Annotated in this window: 15 protein-coding genes; 9 read left to right on the top strand and 6 right to left on the bottom strand. The window is 74.3% G+C overall.

The window, feature by feature from the left end:
• Positions 1-26 precede the first annotated feature (26 nt).
• From ppdK to AC0OLQ_RS28810, 4 genes are all read left to right on the top strand, one after another.
• Positions 27-2,762 carry a pyruvate, phosphate dikinase gene (gene ppdK / locus AC0OLQ_RS28825; protein WP_484528861.1) on the top strand — a complete coding sequence of 912 codons (2,736 nt, stop codon included), beginning with the start codon at positions 27-29 and terminating at the stop codon, positions 2,760-2,762.
• Between the two features lie 126 nt (positions 2,763-2,888).
• Complete coding sequence (locus AC0OLQ_RS28820) at positions 2,889-3,242, top strand: VOC family protein (RefSeq protein ID WP_357345848.1); 354 nt, start codon at positions 2,889-2,891, stop codon at positions 3,240-3,242.
• Positions 3,243-3,299: 57 nt separating this feature from the next.
• Positions 3,300-4,541 carry a deoxyguanosinetriphosphate triphosphohydrolase gene (locus AC0OLQ_RS28815; RefSeq protein ID WP_484528860.1) on the top strand — a complete coding sequence of 414 codons (1,242 nt, stop codon included), beginning with the start codon at positions 3,300-3,302 and terminating at the stop codon, positions 4,539-4,541.
• 76 nt (positions 4,542-4,617) lie between these two features.
• Complete coding sequence (locus AC0OLQ_RS28810) at positions 4,618-5,457, top strand: siderophore-interacting protein (RefSeq protein WP_484528859.1); 840 nt, start codon at positions 4,618-4,620, stop codon at positions 5,455-5,457.
• 4 nt (positions 5,458-5,461) lie between these two features.
• On the opposite strand, the gene AC0OLQ_RS28805 is transcribed toward AC0OLQ_RS28810, so the two are convergent.
• Positions 5,462-7,435: a DUF459 domain-containing protein gene (locus tag AC0OLQ_RS28805; RefSeq protein WP_484528858.1), complete on the bottom strand. Its 1,974-nt coding sequence runs from the start codon at positions 7,433-7,435 to the stop codon at positions 5,462-5,464.
• Positions 7,436-7,537: 102 nt separating this feature from the next.
• Between AC0OLQ_RS28805 and AC0OLQ_RS28800 the strand changes: the two genes are divergently transcribed.
• From AC0OLQ_RS28800 to AC0OLQ_RS28780, 5 genes are all read left to right on the top strand, one after another.
• Positions 7,538-8,512: an ABC transporter ATP-binding protein gene (locus AC0OLQ_RS28800; protein WP_357345856.1), complete on the top strand. Its 975-nt coding sequence runs from the start codon at positions 7,538-7,540 to the stop codon at positions 8,510-8,512.
• A complete protein-coding gene (locus AC0OLQ_RS28795) occupies positions 8,509-9,360 on the top strand; it encodes an ABC transporter permease (RefSeq protein ID WP_357345858.1) in 852 nt (283 codons plus the stop codon). The genes AC0OLQ_RS28800 and AC0OLQ_RS28795 overlap by 4 nt, the downstream gene beginning before the upstream one ends.
• 10 nt (positions 9,361-9,370) lie before the next feature.
• Positions 9,371-9,622, top strand: coding sequence for a helix-turn-helix transcriptional regulator (locus AC0OLQ_RS28790; protein WP_189194803.1), 252 nt, complete (start codon positions 9,371-9,373; stop codon positions 9,620-9,622).
• Between the two features lie 69 nt (positions 9,623-9,691).
• Positions 9,692-11,584 (top strand): DNA primase, encoded by a 1,893-nt coding sequence (gene dnaG / locus AC0OLQ_RS28785; protein WP_484528857.1) that lies wholly within the window; start codon positions 9,692-9,694, stop codon positions 11,582-11,584.
• Positions 11,584-12,120 (top strand): hypothetical protein, encoded by a 537-nt coding sequence (locus AC0OLQ_RS28780; protein ID WP_484528856.1) that lies wholly within the window; start codon positions 11,584-11,586, stop codon positions 12,118-12,120. Before dnaG ends, AC0OLQ_RS28780 begins: the two co-directional genes overlap by 1 nt.
• 4 nt (positions 12,121-12,124) lie before the next feature.
• Here AC0OLQ_RS28780 and AC0OLQ_RS28775 read toward each other — a convergent pair whose 3' ends face one another.
• From AC0OLQ_RS28775 to AC0OLQ_RS28755, 5 genes are all read right to left on the bottom strand, one after another.
• Complete coding sequence (locus AC0OLQ_RS28775; protein ID WP_484528855.1) at positions 12,125-13,093, bottom strand: TAXI family TRAP transporter solute-binding subunit; 969 nt, start codon at positions 13,091-13,093, stop codon at positions 12,125-12,127.
• Complete coding sequence (locus tag AC0OLQ_RS28770; RefSeq protein ID WP_357345867.1) at positions 13,090-13,482, bottom strand: roadblock/LC7 domain-containing protein; 393 nt, start codon at positions 13,480-13,482, stop codon at positions 13,090-13,092. Before AC0OLQ_RS28770 ends, AC0OLQ_RS28775 begins: the two co-directional genes overlap by 4 nt.
• Entirely contained in the window at positions 13,479-15,890 is a 2,412-nt protein-coding gene (locus AC0OLQ_RS28765; protein ID WP_484528854.1) for a sensor histidine kinase, read from the bottom strand. The genes AC0OLQ_RS28770 and AC0OLQ_RS28765 overlap by 4 nt, the downstream gene beginning before the upstream one ends.
• 65 nt (positions 15,891-15,955) lie before the next feature.
• Positions 15,956-16,975 carry a TAXI family TRAP transporter solute-binding subunit gene (locus AC0OLQ_RS28760; protein ID WP_484528853.1) on the bottom strand — a complete coding sequence of 340 codons (1,020 nt, stop codon included), beginning with the start codon at positions 16,973-16,975 and terminating at the stop codon, positions 15,956-15,958.
• Positions 16,972-19,107, bottom strand: coding sequence for a TRAP transporter permease (locus AC0OLQ_RS28755; RefSeq protein WP_484528852.1), 2,136 nt, complete (start codon positions 19,105-19,107; stop codon positions 16,972-16,974). Before AC0OLQ_RS28755 ends, AC0OLQ_RS28760 begins: the two co-directional genes overlap by 4 nt.
• Between the last annotated feature and the right edge of the window lie 208 nt (positions 19,108-19,315).

Raw genomic sequence — 19,315 nt, 5'->3', positions numbered from 1 at the left:
GTCAATGGCGCGCGTGGGAGGCTCTGGTGGCAGCGCAAGAGACGGTCGAGCACAAGTACGTCTACGACTTCGCCGAGGGCAACAAGGACCTCAAGGACCTGCTCGGCGGCAAGGGGGCCAACCTGGCCGAGATGACCAATCTCGGCCTGCCGGTGCCGCCCGGCTTCACCATCACCACCGAGGCCTGCAAGGCGTACCTGACGACCGGCCGGGAGCCGGACGGGCTGGCCGACCAGATCGAAGCGCACCTGGAAGCCCTGGAACGGGAGATGGGCCGCAAGCTGGGCGACCCGCAGGACCCGCTGCTGGTCTCGGTCCGCTCCGGCGCCAAGTTCTCCATGCCCGGCATGATGGAGACCGTCCTCAACGTCGGCCTCAACGACCGCAGCGTAGAAGGACTCGCACGACAGGCCAGCGGCCGAGCTGACTCGGCCGCCTCCGGCGGCGCAGACCGGTTCGCCTGGGACTCCTACCGCCGTCTGATCCAGATGTTCGGCAAGACGGTCTGCGAGGTGCCGGGCGAGGAGTTCGAGCACGCGCTGGACGACGCCAAGCGCGCGAAGGGTACGCACAACGACCTGGACCTGGACGCCGACGACCTGCGCGGGCTGGTCGACGCGTACAAGAAGATCTTCGCCAAGCACACCGGGCGGGAGTTCCCGCAGGAGCCGCGCGAGCAGCTCGACCTGGCCATCCGCGCGGTCTTCGAGTCGTGGAACGCCGAGCGCGCGGTGGTCTACCGCCGTCAGGAGCGCATCCCGGCCGACCTGGGCACCGCGGTCAACGTGGTGGCCATGGTCTTCGGCAACCTCGGCTCCGACTCCGGCACCGGCGTGGCGTTCACCCGCGACCCGGCCAGCGGCGCGCAGGGCATCTACGGCGACTACCTGGCCAACGCCCAGGGCGAGGACGTGGTGGCCGGCATCCGCAACACCGTGCCGTTGCAGGAGCTGGAGCGGATCGACAAGAAGTCCTACGACGAGCTGCTGGACTACATGGCCCGGCTCGAGGAGCACTACAAGGACCTCTGCGACATCGAGTTCACCATCGAGCGCGGCAAGCTCTGGATGCTCCAGACCCGGGTCGGCAAGCGCACCGCCGCCGCCGCGTTCGTGATCGCGGGCCAGCTCGTCGACGAGGGCCTGATCGACCTGGACGAGGCGCTGCACCGGGTCAACGGCGCGCAGCTCGCGCAGCTGATGTTCCCGCGCTTCCGGCTCGACCACGAGTTCCAGCCGGTCGCCAAGGGCATCGGCGCCTCACCCGGCGCCGCCTCGGGCAAGGTGGTCTTCACCTCCGCGCGTGCGGTCGAGCTGGCCGCCGAGGGGGAGTCGGTGATCCTGGTCCGCCGGGAGACCAACCCCGACGACCTCAACGGCATGATCGCCGCCAAGGGCATCCTCACCTCCCGCGGCGGCAAGACCAGCCACGCCGCGGTGGTGGCCCGGGGTATGGGCAAGACCTGTGTCTCCGGCGCGGACGAGCTCGACGTCAACGTGCCGGCGAAGAAGTTCATCGTCGCCGGGCAGACCGTGAACGAGGGCGACATCGTCTCCATCGACGGCACCACCGGCAAGGTCTACCTGGGCGAGGTCCCGGTCATGCCGTCCGAGGTGGTGCAGTACTTCGAAGGCAGCCTCGACCCGGAGCACATCGACAACCCGCTGGTCCGCGCCGTACACCGGATCATGACGCACGCCGACGCCAAGCGGCGGCTGCTGGTCCGGACGAACGCCGACACCGGGGCGGACGCGGCCCGGGCGCGGCGGTTCGGGGCCGAGGGCATCGGCCTGTGCCGCACCGAGCACATGTTTCTCGGCGACCGCCGCGAGCTGGTCGAGCGGCTGATCCTCGCGGCCACCGACCAGGAGCGGGAGAAGGCGCTCTCCGCGCTGCTGCCGTTGCAGCGGGAGGACTTCATCGAGATCTTCCGCGAGATGGACGGCCTGCCGGTCACCGTGCGGCTGATCGACCCGCCGCTGCACGAGTTCCTGCCCCCGTTGGAGCAGCTCGCGGTCAACGTGGCGGTCGCCCAGGAGCGCGGCGAGGACGTGGCCAAGGAGGAGGCGCTGCTCGCCGCCGTCCGGCGGATGCACGAGGAGAACCCGATGCTGGGCCTGCGCGGCGTACGCCTCGGCCTGGTCATCCCCGGACTCTTCGCGATGCAGGTCCGGGCGATCGTCGAGGCGGCGGTCGCGTGTGCCCAGCGTGGCGGCGACCCCCGACCGGAGATCATGGTCCCGCTGGTCGGCGCGGTGCAGGAGCTGGAGACGGTCCGCGCCGAGGCGGAGAAGATCATCGCGGAGGTGACCCGGGAGAAGGCGGTTGACGTGCTGATCGGCACGATGATCGAGGTGCCGCGGGCGGCGCTGACCGCCGGGCAGATCGCCGAGGCGGCGCAGTTCTTCTCCTTCGGCACCAACGACCTCACCCAGATGGCGTGGGGCTTCTCCCGCGACGACGTCGAGGGCGCGTTCTTCTGGCGCTACCTGGAACTGGGCATCTTCGGCATCTCGCCGTTCGAGTCGATCGACCGGGAGGGCGTCGGCCGGCTGGTCCGGATCGCCGCCGAGGAGGGCCGGGCGGCCCGGCCGGGGCTGAAGCTCGGCGTCTGCGGCGAGCACGGCGGCGACCCGGACTCGGTGCACTTCTTCCACGAGGTCGGCCTCGACTACGTATCCTGCTCCCCGTTCCGGGTGCCCGTGGCGCGGCTGGAGGCCGGTCGCGCGGCGATCAGCACCACCGGCTCCGACTCCCGCTGACCGCGTGACGCATCCGGGGCCGCCGGCGCTCAGGTCGGTGGCCCCGCTTGCGTCCGGGCGCGCCATTCCGGCCCGCCGGGCGTAACCTGGGCTCCCGCGTACGTGTCGATCAGGAAGGGTGGCCGCATGACCAGCGTCTGGGAGAACCTGACGGTCGACGCCCAGGATCCGTCCCGGCTCGCCCACTGGTGGGCGGAGGCGCTCGGCTACCAGGTGATCAGCGACAAGCCGGACGAGGTGGAGATCCGCCGCGCGCCCGACGCGCTGCCCGGCATCGTCTTCGTCCCGGTCAGCGGCCCCAAGGAAGGCAAGAACCGGCTGCACATCGACCTGCGCCCGGCCGACCTCGAGGCCGAGGTGGAGCGCCTGGTCGACATGGGCGCCCGGCACGTCGACGTCGGGCAGGGCGGGGTGGAGTGGACCGTGCTGGCCGACCCGGAGGGCAACGAGTTCTGCGTTCTACGTGAGCGCGGGGAGTGAGCCGGGTCTGCGAGCCCGCAGTCGCGAGCAGAGGCGGAACGGCAGCGGGGATGACGGTTGACCGCTCCCGGCCCTGACGACGCGGCGCGCCTGGTCACCGAGGCGCCCAAGGACACCGGGTACGGGCGGTCGCCGTACGAGCGGGACCGGGCCCGGGTGCTGCACTCGGCGGCGTTCCGCCGGCTCGCCGCGAAGACCCAGGTGCACACCGCCGGCACCGACGACTTCCTGCGTACCCGGCTGACCCACTCGCTGGAGGTGGCGCAGATCGCCCGGGAGATGGGCGCCCGGCTCGGCTGCGACCCGGACGTGGTGGACACCGCCGGGCTGGCGCACGACCTCGGCCACCCGCCCTTCGGGCACAACGGCGAGGAGGCCCTGGACGCGCTGGCCGCCGACTGCGGCGGCTTCGAGGGCAACGCGCAGACGCTGCGGGTGCTCACCCGGCTGGAGGCCAAGGTGCTCGCGCCGGACGGCCGCTCCGCCGGGCTGAACCTGACCCGGGCCTCGCTCGACGCGGTCGGCAAGTACCCCTGGGAGCGCCGGCCCGGGCGACGCAAGTTCGGGGTGTACGCCGACGACCGCCCGGTCTTCGCCTGGCTGCGCGCCGGCGCCCCGCCCGGCGACCGGCGCTGCCTCGAGGCGCAGGTGATGGACTGGGCCGACGACGTGGCGTACTCGGTGCACGACGTCGAGGACGGCATCCACGGCGGCTACGTCGGCCTGCGCCCGCTGCTCGTGGACGCCGACGAGCGGCGGGCACTCTGCGCCGACGTGGCGGCCGCGTACTCCGGGGAGGCCCCCGAGGACCTGGGCGAGGTGCTGGCCGAGCTGCTCGCCGACCCGGTGCTCGCCCCGCTCGCCGCGTACGACGGCAGCCACCCGGCGCTGGTCGCGCTGAAGACCACCACCAGCGTGCTCACCGGCCGCTTCGTGTCGACGGTGGTGGCCGCCACCGAGGAGCGCCACGGCCCCGGCCCGCACCGCCGCTACGCCGCCGACCTCGTGGTGCCGCGCCGGATCCGGGCCCAGTGCGCGCTGCTCAAGGGCATCGCCCTGCGCTACGTCATGCGCCGCCCCGGCGCCGGCCCCCGGTACGCGCAGCAGCAGGAGATCCTCGCCGACCTGGTCGCCGCCCTGCTCGACCGGGCCCCGGACGCGCTCGACCCGGTCTTCGCGCCGCTGTGGCGGGCCGCCCCGGACGACGCCGCCCGGCTGCGGGTGGTGGTCGACCAGGTGGCCTCGCTCACCGACCCGGCCGCCCTGGCCTGGCACGCCCGGCTGGTCGCGCGCCGCTGACCGTCCGGAAGCCCTCCGGGTCCGCAGTCGGACAGCCCGGTGGAAGGGCTCAGCAGCTTAGGCTAGCCTAAGAAGCATGACGGAGCAGCGCCCCAAGAAGCTCACCGCCGCCACGGTCGTCCGGACCGAGCGGCCCACCCCGCACCTGATCCGCCTCGTGCTCGGCGGTGCGGAGCTGACCGGGCTGCCGGTGGGCGCCTACACCGACCACTACGTGAAGTTCGTCTTCCCGCCGGCCGGGGTGCGCTATCCGCACCCGACCGACCTGGCCACCATCAAGCGCGAGTTCCCGGCGCAGCAGTGGCCGCGGCTGCGGGCGTACACGGTGCGGGCCTGGGACGCGGCGGCCGGCGAGCTGACCGTGGACGTGGTGCACCACGGCGACGAGGGGCTGGCCGGGCCGTGGGCGGCCGGGCTGCGCCCCGGCGACCGGGTGCTGTTCACCGGCCCCGGCGGCGCGTACGCCCCCGACCCGGCGGCCGACTGGCACCTGCTGGCCGGGGACGAGAGCGCGCTACCGGCGATCGCCGCCGCGCTGGAGCGGCTCCCCGCCGGCGCGCCCGCCAAGGTGTACGTCGAGGTGGGCGGCCCCGCCGACGAGCTGCCGCTGGCCAGCGCGGGCGCGGTCGAGCTGCGCTGGCTGCACCGCGCCGGCCGCCCGGTGGGCGAGCCGCTGGTCGAGGCGCTCCGCGCGCTGGACTTCCCGCCCGGCCGGGTGCACGCCTTCGTGCACGGCGAGGCCAGCGCGGTCAAGGAGCTGCGCCGGCTGCTGCGGGTCGAGCGCGGGGTGCCCCGGAGGGACCTGTCGATCTCCGGCTACTGGCGCCGCGGCATGGACGACGAGGGCTGGCGCTCCACCAAGGCGGCCTGGAACGCCCAGGTCGAGGCCGAGGAGTCGGCGGTCATCGCCGCCTGACTGGTCAGGCCCCCCGCACCGCCAGCCGGTAGAGCTGGGGGAGCAGCCACGGGGCGATCCATCGCTGCACGCCCTCCGGTGTGAAGTGCAGGCCGTCACTGCGTACCCGCACCCCGCCGGCCTCCCAGCTGAACCGCCCCTCCGGGCAGGCCCGCCGGTTGAGATCGAGCACGGTGGCGTGGTGCCGTTCCGCCGTCGCATGCAGCAGCCGGTTCCAGGCGTCCACCCGGGCCGGGTCGTCCTCCGGCCAGAGGCCGCCGTCCGGCCGTTCCGCCCGCCGGGTGTACGGCGCGGTCAGCAGGGTCACGTGCGCGCCCTGGCTGGACGCGATGCCGATCGCCTGGTCCAGCTCGCCGGTGAGATACCGGTCGAACTCCGGCTGGCCGACGTGCTGCCACCGCCCGTCGAGCTTGCGGTCCATCAGCTCCCAGCGGTCGAGCAGGATGACCGCGACGTCGGGGTCGTCGGCGCGTACGCCCCGTCGCCAGCGGTCGTCCCAGTGCTCGCAGCCGGGGTAGTTCGGGTGTGGATCACCGATGTAGCGCAGCTCGGGGAGCCGGGCGATGCCGCAGCCCTGCACGGCCCGCACGCTGACGGTGAGCTTCTCCTGCTCCGGCAGGTAGGTGCCGAGCGACCAGGAGACGGAGTCGCCGAGGAAGGTGAGCCGGGGCGGCCCGGGCCGCCGCCCCGGGCGCTGCGCCGGAGGCACCGGAGTGGGGGAGCCGGAGGCGGCGCCCGCCGTCGCGGACGGGGCGTCGAGGGCGATCGTCGGGTTCGGCGGCGGGGCGGGTGGCACGGTGCCCAGCACCGCGACCGCGGCCACGCCGGCGACCGCCGTACCGGCCAGCGCCGGCGCCAGCCGGGGCAGCCGCCGGGCCCGTCGGATCGGACGCTCCACCAGCAGGTACGACCCCGCGGCGACGGCCAGCGTCACCGCGCACCGGGCGGCGAGCAGGGCGACCCCGGTCAGCCCGGTCCGCTCGGCGGTGAGCCACTGGAACAGCGGCCAGTGCCAGAGGTAGACGCCGTAGGAGATCCGCCCGAGCCAGACCAGCGGCGCCAGGCCGAGCAGCCGTGCGGTCGGTGACGCCGGGCTCACCACCGCGTGGGTGATGACCGCCGCCACCGCGAGGGCGGCCACGGTCAGGCCGCCCCGGTAGAGCCAGGCGTCGCCACCCTCGGCGGTCGCCCAGCACCAGCCGGTGAGGGCGACTCCGGCGAGCGCCAGCGCCCCGAGGACCGGGTGCCGGGCCGGCCGGTCGGTCACCGCCTCGCTCCGCCGCGCCAGCAGCACGGCCAACCCGACGCCGACCAGCAGGGCGACCGCCCGCGTGTCGGTGCCGTAGTAGACGCGGTCCAGCGCGTTCGGGGTGAACAGCGCCCCGGCGGCGAGCGCCGACCCGGCCGCGCCCAGCAGGACCACCGGGAGCGCGGCGCCGAGCCGACGGCCGGGCGGGACCGCGCCCCGCCGGGCCGCCCAGCCCAGCAGCGCGATGAGCAACAGCGGCCAGAGCAGGTAGAACTGCTCCTCGATGCCGAGCGACCAGGTGTGTTGCAGCGGGGACGGGCTGCCGGTGGCCGCGAAGTAGTCCCCGTGCCGGTTCGCCATCCGCCAGTTGGCGACGTACCCGAGCGCGGCCAGCGCGTCCCAGCGCAGCGCGCCGAGTTCGGTGCCGGGCATCAGCTTGCGGGAGACCAGCAGCACCACGAGCAGCACCAGCAGCAGCGCGGGAAGCAGCCGGCGCACCCGCCGGCCCCAGAAGGCGACCAGGTCGATGCGGCCCGTGTCGCGGTGCTCGGCCAGCAGCAGCGACGTGATCAGGAACCCGGACAGCACGAAGAACGCGTCCACCCCGAGGAAGCCACCGGGGAGGGCGGCGACACCGCCGTGGAAGGCGAGGACAGCCGCGACCGCGAGCGCGCGGACACCGTCCAGCGCCGGTTGGTACGGGATCCTCGCCCTGCTCGTACCCGACATGGGCCGGTTGTGCCCGTCGACGGCCGCCTTACACCCGGTCGGCCGCCGAGGTGGTGAAGCGGGTGTACCTCGACTTGTAGTAGAGGTGCTACATTCCGGGGTATGACTGCGGTCGAACTGCCGGGGGCCGCCGCGGCCCCTCACCCGCCCGATCAGGACCTGGTCCTCGACGTCCGCGACCTGCGCATGCGCTACGGCACCGTCGACGTGCTGCACGGGGTCGACCTCACCGCCCGGCGCGGCGAGGTGCTCGCCCTGCTCGGCCCCAACGGCGCCGGCAAGACCACCACCATCGAGATCCTGGAGGGCTTCCGGCTGCGCTCGGCCGGGTCGGTCCGGGTGCTCGGCGTCGATCCCGGCCGGGGCGACGAGCGCTGGCGCGCCCGGGTGGGCGTGGTGCTCCAGTCCTGGCGCGACCACGGCAAGTGGCGGGTCCGGGACCTGCTGGCCCACCTGGGCGACTTCTACGCGCCGTACGCCACCGACCGGAGCCCCCGGCCCTGGCCGATCGACGACCTGCTGGACACCGTCGGCCTCACCCCGCACGCCGGCAAACGGGTGCACCAGCTCTCCGGCGGCCAGCGCCGCCGGCTCGACGTGGCGGTCGGCATCGTGGGCCGCCCGGAGCTGCTCTTCCTGGACGAGCCGACGGTCGGCTTCGACCCGGCCGCCCGGCGTGAGTTCCACGATCTGGTGCACCGCCTGGCCGACCTGGACGAGACCACCATCCTGCTCACCACGCACGACCTGGACGAGGCCGAGAAGCTGGCCGACCGGATCCTCATCCTGGCCGGTGGCCGGATCATCGCCGACGGGTCGCCCGACGAGCTGTCCCGCCGGGTCGCCGGCGACGCGGAGATCCGCTGGACCCGGGACGGCGAGCGCTTCGTGCACGCCACGGCCGACGCCACCGGCTTCCTGCGCGACCTGCTCCGCGAGCACGGCGACCGGGTGCAGGAGCTGGAGGTCCGCCGGGCCAGCCTGGAGGACGCCTACATCACGCTGGTCCACGAGGAGGAGTCCGGGCTGCGGGCCGGCCGGACCGCCCGGATCTGGCAGCAGGGGAGCGAGCGATGAACCCGACCGCGACGGCCGTCCGGGCCGGTGTCCGGCGCGGCACGATCGAGCTGCGCAACACCTTCACCAACGCGCAGGACCTCTGGAACTACTTCTTTCCGACCGCGGTCCTGCTGGTCGCCATGTTCTTCATGCGCGGCTCCACGGTGCCCGGCACCGACTTCTCCCTCGGCGCCCGGGCGCTGCCCAGCACGATCGGCATGGGACTGATCTTCGGCGGGCTGCTCGGCCTGTCCCAGCAGCTCATCGTCGACCGGGAGGACGGCACCCTGCTGCGTGCCAAGGCGACGCCGAACGGGATGCTCGGCTACCTGATCGGCAAGATCGTGCTGATCTCGGCGGTGTCGCTGATCGGGGTGGTGCTCCAGCTCACGCCGGGGCTGTTCTTCCTGGACGGGATCCGGCTCGGCGACCCCGGCGCCTGGCTCACCCTGGCCTGGGTGGTGCCGCTCGGGCTGGTGGCGACGCTCCCGCTGGGCGCCGTGATCGGCTCGCTGATCGAGAACCCCCGGAACATGGGCCTCGTGGTGCTGCCGATCTTCGGTCTCATCGCGCTCTCCGGCATCTTCTACCCGATCAACGGCCTGCCCGGTTGGCTCCAGGGCGTCGCCCAGGTCTTCCCGGTCTACTGGCTAGGGTTGGGCATGCGCTCGGCGCTGCTCCCCGCCGACCTGGCGGCGGTCGAACTGGGCGGCTCCTGGCGGCACCTGGAGACCCTCGGCGTGCTCGGCGCGTGGGCGGTGCTCGGGCTGGTGCTGGCCCCGGTGGTGCTGCGGCGGATGGCCCGGCGCGAGTCCGGCTCGCGGGTGGCGGCCCGCCGGGAGCGGGCCATGCAGCGGGTCGGATGAGAGGGCGCCGATGAGCGAGACCGTGCACAACCGGATCGCCGTGCTGCGGGCCGAACGGGGGATCTCCCGGCGGCAGCTCGCCGACGCGCTGGGCGTGCACTACCAGACGGTCGGCTACCTGGAGCGGGGCGAGTTCCGGCCCAGCCTGCACCTGGCGCTGCGGATCGCCGCGTACTTCGAGGTACCGGTCGAGGTGGTCTTCTCCATCGAGCCGTTCCCCCGGATCGGGGACGCCGCCACCGGGGCCGGTCGCTCGGCGTGACCGGGGGCGGGCGGTGTCCGCCACACGTCCGTCCCCCCGACCGCCGGATCGTCGGTCCGGCAGGGCAGGATGTACGCCGAGGAGGTGGCGGAGATGGCGGGGCGGATCCGGGACGAGGACATCGCGCTGGTCCGCGAGCGCACCTCCATCGCCGAGGTCATCTCCGACACGGTGACGCTCAAGTCGGCCGGCGGCGGCAACCTCAAGGGGCTCTGCCCGTTCCACGACGAGAAGAGCCCCTCGTTCAACGTCTCGCCGGCCCGCAACGTCTGGTACTGCTTCGGCTGCGGGGCCGGCGGCGACGCGATCAAGTTCCTGATGGACGCCGAGCACCTGAGCTTCGTCGAGTCCGTCGAGCGGCTCGCCGACCGCGCCGGCATCCAGCTTCGCTACGTCGAGGACGACCGCTCGACCCCGCGCCCCCGCCCGCAGCAGGGGCAGCGCCAGCGCCTGGTGGCCGCGCACGCCGCCGCCGCCGAGTTCTACCGCGCCCAGCTCACCACGGCCGGCGCCCGGCCGGCCCGGGAGTTCCTCGCCCAGCGGGGCTTCGACCGGGCCGCCGCCGAGCGCTACGGCTGCGGCTTCGCCCCCGACGCCTGGGACCTGCTCACCAAGCACCTGCGCCAGCAGGGCTTCACCCACGACGAGCTGGTCACCGCCGGGCTGTCCCGCCCGTCCCGCTCGGGCAGCCTGATCGACCGGTTCCGGCGCCGGCTGCTCTGGCCGATCCGCGACCTGGCCGGCGACACGATCGGCTTCGGCGCCCGCCGGCTCTTCGACGACGACGACGGCCCGAAATACCTGAACACCCCCGAGACGCCGATCTACAAGAAGTCGCACGTCCTCTACGGCATCGACCAGGCCAAGCGGGAGATCGCCAAGCAGGGCAAGGTGGTGGTGGTCGAGGGCTACACCGACGTGATGGCCTGCCACCTGGCCGGCGTGCCCACCGCGGTGGCGACCTGCGGCACCGCGTTCGGCGCCGACCACATCGGGGTGCTGCGCCGGCTGCTCATGGACACCGACGCGGTGGCCGGCGAGATCATCTTCACCTTCGACGGGGACGCCGCCGGGCAGAAGGCCGCCCTGCGCGCCTTCGAGGACGACCAGCGCTTCGTCGGCCGTACCTTCATCGCGGTCAGCCCCGACAACATGGACCCGTGCGAGCTGCGCCTGGCCAAGGGCGACCTGGCCGTCCGCGACCTGGTCGCCCGCCGCGAGCCGCTGGTCGACTTCGCGCTCCGCCACGTGATCAACCGCTACGACCTGGACACCGTCGACGGCCGGGTGGAGGCCATGCGCCGGGCCGCCCCGCTGGTCGCCAAGATCAAGGACCGGGAGAAGCGCCCGGAGTACGTCCGCAAGCTCGCCGGCGACCTCGGCATGGAGATCGAGCCGGTGCAGCGCGCGGTGCTGTCCGCCGCCCACGGGCAGCCCGCCGGGGAGGCGACCGCACCAGCCCGCCGCGCCCCGGCCGCGCCCACGGTGGACAGTCCACGGTCGATGGTCGAGCGCGAGGCGCTGAAGCTCGCCCTCCAGGAGCCGGTGCTGGCCGGCCCGATGTTCGACGCGGTCGAGGCGGCCGAATACCGGCACCCCGTGCACGCGGCGGTCCGCGCGGCCATCGCCGCGGCTGGCGGGGCGGCGACCGCCGCCGGCGGCGCGGTCTGGATCGAGCAGGTCCGCGACGCCTGCGACGACCTGGCCGGCCAGGCGCTCGTCGGCGAGCTGGCCGTGGAGCCGCTGCGCATCGACGGCGAGCCCGACCCCCGGTACGTCTCGATCACCATGGCCCACCTCCAGTGGGGCTCGGTGACCGGGCGGATCAAGGACCTCAAGTCGAAGATCCAGCGGATCAACCCGGTGAGCAACAAGGACGAGTACTTCGCCCTCTTCGGGGAGCTGCTCTCGCTGGAACAGCACGCGCGGGCGCTGCGCGAGCAGGCCGCCGGAGGGCTGTGATGGGACTCTTCAGTCGCAAGCCGAAGCTGCCGCCCGCCGACCGGCCGCCGCTGCACGCCGACGAGCGGGTGCTCGCCTGGGCCGCCGTCGGCAACGGCGAGGGCGACGGCGTGGTGGTGGCCAGCAACCTCGGGCTCTGGCTGCCCGGCCGGGGAGAGCGCATCGGCTGGCACGACGTCCTCAAGGCGGTCTGGTCCGGCCGCGAACTCACCGTCACCCCCGCCGACCGGGTCGCCGAGCGGGACGGCTACCTGGTGGTGGCCGACTGCCCGGCCGAGACCTACCTGCTGCTCGACCCGGGCGACCTGCCGCACCAGGTGCGGGCCCGGGTCACCCGCTCGGTCGCGTACACCGCGCACCAGCCGGTGCCCGGCGGCGCCGGCCGGATCGCCGCCCGCCGGGTGCCCGGTGTGGACGGGCTGACCTGGACGGTGCGCTACGACCCGGGCACGCCCACCGACGACGAGGCGGTGGCCGCCGAGACCGACCGGCTGGTCGCCGCGGCCCGGGCCGCTACCGCTCCTGCGGACCTCTGAGCAGTCAGCCGTTGCGGTAGTAGCGCACCGCCCCCGGGTGCAGCGGGATCGGCTCGGTGAGGGCGCCACTCTCCCGGGTGAAGTTCGCCGCCTCCGGGTGCACCCTGATCAGCTCGCCCTGCCAGGTGAAGAGCACCCGGGTCAGGTCGTACGCGAGCTGGTCCGGCATGTCCGCCGCCACCAGGATCACGTTCGCCACCGTGATGGTCGGGGTGGCCGCCGGGGTGCCGTAGACCTCCTTGGGGAGGGTCGCGGTGGTGTAGACCGAGCCGTAGCGGGCGGCCAGCGGCTCGATCAGCTCGGTGAGCGGAAGCAGCCGGAACGCCCCGGGAGCGCTGGCGAGCAGGTCGTTGATCCCCGGGGTGGGCAGGCCCCCGGAGAAGAACATCGCGTCCAGGCTGCCCGCCCGCATCCGCTTCACGGTCTCCGGCAGCGACAGGTTGAGCCGCTGGATGTCCCGGTCCGGGTCGATCCCCCCGGCGGTGAGCAGCCGCCCGGCGATGATGTCGGTGCCGGACTTCGGCGAGCCGGTGGAGATCCGCTTGCCGCGCAGGTCGGCGAAGCTGGCGATCTTCCCGCCGGTCCGGACGATCACGTGGGTGTAGTTGCTGTAGACCCGAGCCAGCGCTCGTACCGGCTGGGGCTGGCCGTCGAACGCGCCCCGGCCGCTGATCGCGTCCGCGGCCGTGTCGGCCAGGCTGAAGGCGATCTCCATGTCGCCGCCGGCCAGCCGGGTGATGTTCTCCACCGAGGCGCCGGTCGGCTCGGCCCGCGCCTCGTAGCCGGGCAGGTGCCGGCTGATCAGGTCGGCGTAGCCGCCGCCGAGCTGGTAGTAGACGCCGGTGGTGTTGCCGGTGGCCAGGAAGATCCGCCCGTCGTGCCAGGCCCGCGGCCCGGCGTCGGCTCCGCCGCAGCCGGCCACCAGGGCGGCCAGCAGGAGCACGGCGACCAGCCGCAGCGGGCGGCCGGTCACCGGCGGACCGCCGGTTCCAGCGCCTCCGCCACCCGCTGGACCAGCGTCGCCGTCTCGTAGCCGATCTGCCCCAGGTCGCAGCCGGGCGCGGCGAGCACCCCGAGCAGCGCCCGCTCGCCGACCGCCATCACCAGCATCACCCCGCCGTCCATGTCGACGATCTGCTGGCGTACCCGCCCGGCGGACATCAGCCGGGCCGCGCCCACGGTCAGGCTGGCCAACCCGCTGATCACCGCGGCGAGCTGGTCGACCTGGTCGGGCGCGAGGTCGGGGGACGCGGCCAGCCGCAGGCCGTCCTCGGACACCGCGAGGGCGTGCGACACGTCCGGCACCTGCTCGGCGAAGTTCGCCAGCAGCCAGTCGAGTCCGGCGGTCACGGGTGAGGTCATGGATTTCTCCCGGTGGGTGTGGTGTGCGGGGCACGGCGCATCGCGCTGGCCACCCCCTCGGCGAGGGCGGACAGGCGGGCGCGTACCACCTCGGGGTCGAGCAGGTCGTCAGCGGGCCGGGGCGGCGGGGCGGTGCTGGGCAGCCGTGCGGGAAGCTGCCCGCCCCGGGTGCGGCGCGGCAGTGCCGCGCCGGTGGCCGGCGGGGACGCCGGGGTGCTCGCCGGCCGGATCCGGGCGGCGCTCGGCGCCAACAGGGCGGCGCCCGGCGCGCGTACGGCCGCGACGCCCCGGACGGCGCCGGCGGCCGGCGGTCCGTCGGTCACCGGCCCGGCGCCGGCCGGCTCGGGGGTGGTGGTGACCAGGTCCCGGGTGGCGGTGGCCGGCCGCCGTGGCGCCGGGCCGGTGGCCCTGGGCCGGAACCAGGCCGCGCCGCGGCCGGTCGGCGGGCGGCGCTCGTCGGCCGGCCGCCGGGTCGCCGACTCGACCCGGGTCAGCAACGCCTCGGGCACTTCCACCTGGGCGACCGTGCCGCTCGCGGTGTGGTGCAGCCGCACCCGGATGTCGTGCCGGGCGGCCAGGTGGGCCACCACATGCAGGCCCATGCTGCCGGCCGCGGCGCTGGACAGCGTGGCCGGCGCGGCGAGCCGCTCGTTGATGGTGGCCAGCCGGGTCTCGCTGATGCCGATGCCCTGGTCGTGCACCCGCAGCGTGAGCCCGTCCACGGTGCGCCGCCCGTCGACCAGCACCCGGGAGTCCGGTGGGGAGTAGACGGTGGCGTTCTCCAGCAGCTCGGCCAGCAGGTGCACCAGGTTGCCCGCGGCCGCGCCGGGCACGGCGGCGGTCGGCACGTCGATCTCCACCCGCGGGTAGTCCTCGATCTCGGAGGCCGCTGCCCGGACCACGTCGTCGAGGAGCAGCGCGCCCTCGTGCCCCCGGCCGGGCTCGCCGCCGGCGAGGACCAGTAGGTTCTCCCCGTTGCGGCGCAGCCGGGCGGCGAGGTGGTCCAGGGCGAAGAGCCGGGCCAGCGCGTCCGGGTCGGTCTCCTCGCGTTCGAACTCGTCGAGCAGGCGGAGCTGGCGGGTGATCAGCGTACGGATCCGCCGGGCCAGCGCCTCGGCCATCCGGGTCACGTCCAGCCGCAGCTCGGCCTGCTCGCCGGCGAGCCGCAACGCGGCCTTGTTGACCGTGTCGAACGCCTCGGCCACCTGGGCCACCTCGTCCCCGCCCCGGCGGATCCCGTCGGTCAGCCGGCTGGCCGTGCCCTCGCCCGGCGCGCCCTGGCCCGTGGCGATCGCGGTGATCCGCTCCGGCAGCTCCCGGTTCGCCATGGTGAGCGCCGCGACCCGCAGCCGGCGCAGCCGCCGGCTGGTCCGGACCGCCAGCAGCCCGGCGGTGAGCAGCGAGCCGAGCGCCACCGTGCTGGTCGCGCTGGCCGTGAGCAGGGCCCGCTGGCGGGCGACCCGGGCCAGCGCGGCGGCGTCCCGGTCCAGCTCGTCCGAGAGTTCCCGGCCGAGCAGGTTGTAGCGGCGGATGGTGCCGCTCTGCGCCACGTACCAGGCGTCGCCGTCGGTCTTCAGCGACTCCGGCCCGCCGTCGGTGTCCAGCACGGCGTCGCGCATCCGCCGGGCCGTCTCCACGTCGGGGCCGCCGACCAGCCGGTACCAGGCGGAGTTGGCCGGGGCGGCGGCGATCCGGAGGAACTCGGCCTGGCGCTGCTCCCGGGCCCCCCGGAGCCGGCCGAGCCGGGCCAGCTCGCCCCGTACCAGCGCGCCCCGCACGAACACGCTGCGCAGCAGGTCGCGTTCCAGTGCCGAGAGGTGCTCCTGGGCGGCCACCGCGGCCACCTCCCGTGCCTCGTTGGCCAGCTCGGCGTCGCGGAGTTGGGCGGGCAGCGCGTCGGCGACGGCGAGCAACGACTCGACCAGCGTCCCGTACGCCGGGTCGCCGCCGTCCCCGCCCAGCGCCAGGTCCCGGGTCGGCGCGAGCTGGCCGAGCCGGCCGTCGGCGTCGTCGAGCACCACGGCCAGGTCCGGGGCGGTCTCCCGGGCGTCCCGGCCGGCGGCGCGGTACCGGGCGACCGCCGCGTCCACCCGGCGCCGCTGCGCGTCCACCAGCGGCCGGCCGGCGGTGCCGCCGCGCTGGCGCAGCGCCGCCGTCTCGCCGAGTTCGCGTTCCACCTCGTGGACCAGCCGCACGGTGGCGGTGGCGGTGCCGGCGAGCACGCGGGCCCGGTCGGCGTCGGCGGAGGCGTCGAGCGCGGCGTCGGTCTGGGCGGCGCCGAGCACCACCAGGCCGACCGTGGCCACCAGGATCGGCGCGAGCAGTTGGACCCGGACCGAGCGGAGGTGCCCGGTGCGGTCCGCGGGCCGGTGGTGCCGGCGTACGCGGGCGGGGTGGGGCAGCGGCACGGGAGGCTCCCGGTCGAGGTCGGAGGGCCGGGCCCGGGCGGTCGGCCCGGGCCCGGCTCGTCGGGTCAGCTCGCGCCGAGGTCCTTCAGCGCCCGGTCCGCCCCGCGGTGCAGCCCCACCGGGTCGGTCTTGCGGGCGTTGGCCAGGTCGATGCCCTTCGCGGCCGGGTTGGCCTGGGCGAGGGCGTCCTTCTTCTCGAAGACCGTCTTCGTGATGACGCAGGCCACGTCGGCGTCGAGGTTGTCGCGGACCAGCAGCACGTTCGGCACCACGATGGTGGGCACGTCGGCGGCCGTCCGGTAGACGTCCTTGCCGATGGTGCCGGCCTGGTACGCCGGGTTCAGCTCGGCCATCTTCGGCAGCAGCGGGCTGATGTCGATGAACTTCACCTTGTCGCCGGCCGTGGTGAACAGGTCGGTCAGCCCGCCGGTGGGCACGCCGCCGGACCAGAAGAAGCCGTCGATGCTGCCGTCCTTCATCCCGTCGACGGTCTTGGTCAGGTCGAGCCGCTGCGCCTGGATGTCCTTGGCCGGGTCCAGCCCGGCCGCGGTGAGCAGGCGGTTCGCGATGACCTCGGTGCCGGACTTGGGTGACCCGGTGGAGATCTTCTTCCCCTTCATGCCGGCGACCGAGGTGATCCCCGAGTCGGCCCGGACGACCACCTGGGTGTAGTTGTCGTAGATCCGGGCCAGCGCCTTGACCGGCTGCGGGGAGCTGAAGCTGCCCTTGCCCTGCACCGCGTTGACCGCGGTGTCGAAGAGGGAGAACGCCACGTCGTACTGGCCCGCCACGAGCTGCTCGACGTTCTGTACTGAGGCGCCGGTCTCGGCGGCCGTGCCGGTGAGCTTGCCCCCGGTGGTCGCGGAGAGCTGACCGGCCAGCGCGTTGCCGACCACGTAGTAGACGCCGGTGGCGTTGCCGGTGGCGATGCCGACCCGGGTGTCCTTGGTGACCTTGCAGGTGACCTCGCGGGCGGCGTCATCCGTCGCCGCGCCGTCCTGACGGCCCCCGCATCCGGCGGCGCCGGCGGCGACCAGGGCCAGCGCCCCGACGCCCGCGGCGATCCGCACGTCGATCCGTCTCACTCTTTCTCCTCCCGATGGTCCACCAATTCGGCGACCGACGGGCCGCCGGCGCGACCGGCGGAGCCACGTCGGACGAGCACGCCCGCGACGGCCACCGCGGCGAGCACCGCGCCGACCGCGACGGGCAGGGGTTCCAGCCAGAGCAGCACCAGACCGGCGACCGCGCCGAGGACCCGCTCCGGCGTGCCGGCCGGGCCGACGCCGGGCAGCCAGCTCCCAGCCGCTACGGCCAGCACGGTGACGCCGAGCGCGGAGACCACCGCGGCGACGGCGATCCGTCCGACCCCGCCGATGCCGAGCAGCCCGAGGCCGGTCGGCGTGATCACGAAGGCGATCGGGGTGAGGTACGCGGGCAGCGCGTACCGCAGGGTCTGCCACATGGTCGGCACGAGCCGGCCGCCGGTGACCGCGGCGGCGGCCACCGCGGCGAGCGCGGTCGGCGGCGAGACCTCGGACAGCACCGCGAAGTAGAAGACGAACATGGCCGCGGCCGGGGCGGCGACGCCGAGGTGCAGCAGCGCCGGGCCGATGATCACCCAGCCGATCACGAAGGAGGCGGTGACCGGCACGGCCAGCCCGAGCAGGGTGAGCGCGACCGCGGCGAGCAGCGCGGTCAGGGCCAGCACCACGGCCGGCTCGGAGCTGACCGCCTGCGCCCCGCCGACCAGCAGCGCGGCGGCCTGCGGGCCGAGGCCGGTCTTGGTGGTGGTGGCGGTGATGATGCCGGCCGCGGCGCAGACCGCGCTCACCGCGAGCACTCCGCGTACGCCGCCGCTGAGCGCCTCGACCAGCCGGGCGGGGGTGAGCCGGTGGCGGCGGTCCAGGAAGGAGAGCGCGGCGGCCAGCACGGTGGCGATCACCACGGCCCGGGTCGCCGAGGCGCCGGTGGCGAGCACCACGATGATCACGATGAGCGAGAGGAAGTGGTAGCCGAAGCGGGCCAGCAGCCGTCCGGCCGAGCCGGCGTCGATGACCACCGGGCGCACCCCGGAGCGCCGGGCGTCGATCTCGACGGAGAGCAGGATGCCCAGGTAGTAGAGGATCGTCGGCACGGTGGCCCAGCCGAGCACCTGGAGGTACGACACACCCAGGTACTCGGCGATGATGAAGGCCGCGGCGCCCAGCGTGGGCGGGGAGAGGATCGCGCCGACGCCCGCGGCGGCCAGCATGCCGCCGGCCCGCTCGGGCGGGTAGCCGGCGCGGCGCAGGATCGGCCAGGTCACCGCCCCGATGCTGACCGTGGTGGCGGCGCCCGAGCCGGAGACCGTGCCGAGCAGGAAGCCGGAGGCGACGGCGGTGCGTCCGGCGGCGGTGCGGGAGCGGCGGAACGCGGCGGCCGAGAGTTCGACGAAGAACCGGCCGGCCCCGGAGAGGTCCAGCACCGCGCCGTAGATGGTGAACAGCACGATGTACGAGGCGGCCACGTCCAGCGGTGTGCCGTAGAAGCCGCTGTCGGAGTTGTAGAACGCGTCGACCAGTTGCGCGAAGTCGAGCCCCGCGTGGGCCACCGGCCAGGACTGCGGCAGCAGCCCGCCGTAGTAGCCGTAGGCGAGGAAGAGCAGGCAGACGACGGGGAGGATCCAGCCGGTGGTGCGCCGGCACGCCTCCAGCAGCAGCAGAAGCAGCACGGTGCCCAGCACCACGTCCAGCGGCACGAGCAGGCCCTGCCGGTCGAGGAACGCGTCGTAGCCGCCACCGCCCGCGCCGAGGGCCACCGGCAGCACCGGGTAGAGGCAGGCCAGCAGCGCGGCGGCGGCGAGCAGCCAGTCGGCCGGGCTGGGAGCGCGCCGCTCCGCCGGCCGGTCCGCCGCCCGCCGGCGCAGCCGCACCCCGGAGGGGTACGCCAGGAACACCATCGGCAGCACACCGGCGAGGAAAATGATGAGGTAGTACTTGCTGCCCTGCGGAAGCGGGAAGAACACCTGCCAGAGGGCGAGCAGGGCGACCGCGACGGCGCCGCCGGTGAACAGCAGGCCGACCGGTCCGGACAGCACCCGCCCCGGTTTCTCATCCTCGAACCGCGCCGCCAGTTCCCGGCTGTCGTGGTGCGTTTCCACCGGCCCGTCGTCGGCCCACACCGGATCGGCGGCGCCCCTCTGATCGGGCGGTAGCGGCACCGACTCGGTGTCCACGTCGGACGCCGTGGATTCCACCGCGGCGGGCCGCGGCGGCGGGGGAGGCGGGTCGGAAGGGCGAACGGGCGGCACGGGGGGACGATACGCGAATCGTCTACATCATGGGAACATTGCCGGACGTGATTGCATGGAGTGACCGGAATGAAGGATCACTCACTCACCGCACATCGATGCCGAGCTGATTTCACAATTTCCCCGCGAAAAG

This window comes from Micromonospora sp. Utrum1 (genome assembly GCF_057197805.1).
Note: the sequence above shows the minus strand (reverse complement) of the source record. Positions and strands in the feature narration are given on the sequence as shown.

What these genes read in the sequence shown, in the direction of transcription:
- AC0OLQ_RS28820 (WP_357345848.1), top strand. Translation starts at nt 2,889, where the DNA reads ATGACCAGCGTCTGGGAGAACCTGACGGTCGACGCCCAGGATCCGTCC.
- AC0OLQ_RS28810 (WP_484528859.1), top strand. Translation starts at nt 4,618, where the DNA reads ATGACGGAGCAGCGCCCCAAGAAGCTCACCGCCGCCACGGTCGTCCGG.
- AC0OLQ_RS28805 (WP_484528858.1), bottom strand. Translation starts at nt 7,435, where the DNA reads ATGTCGGGTACGAGCAGGGCGAGGATCCCGTACCAACCGGCGCTGGAC.
- AC0OLQ_RS28800 (WP_357345856.1), top strand. Translation starts at nt 7,538, where the DNA reads ATGACTGCGGTCGAACTGCCGGGGGCCGCCGCGGCCCCTCACCCGCCC.
- AC0OLQ_RS28795 (WP_357345858.1), top strand. Translation starts at nt 8,509, where the DNA reads ATGAACCCGACCGCGACGGCCGTCCGGGCCGGTGTCCGGCGCGGCACG.
- AC0OLQ_RS28790 (WP_189194803.1), top strand. Translation starts at nt 9,371, where the DNA reads ATGAGCGAGACCGTGCACAACCGGATCGCCGTGCTGCGGGCCGAACGG.
- dnaG (WP_484528857.1), top strand. Translation starts at nt 9,692, where the DNA reads ATGTACGCCGAGGAGGTGGCGGAGATGGCGGGGCGGATCCGGGACGAG.
- AC0OLQ_RS28780 (WP_484528856.1), top strand. Translation starts at nt 11,584, where the DNA reads ATGGGACTCTTCAGTCGCAAGCCGAAGCTGCCGCCCGCCGACCGGCCG.
- AC0OLQ_RS28770 (WP_357345867.1), bottom strand. Translation starts at nt 13,482, where the DNA reads ATGACCTCACCCGTGACCGCCGGACTCGACTGGCTGCTGGCGAACTTC.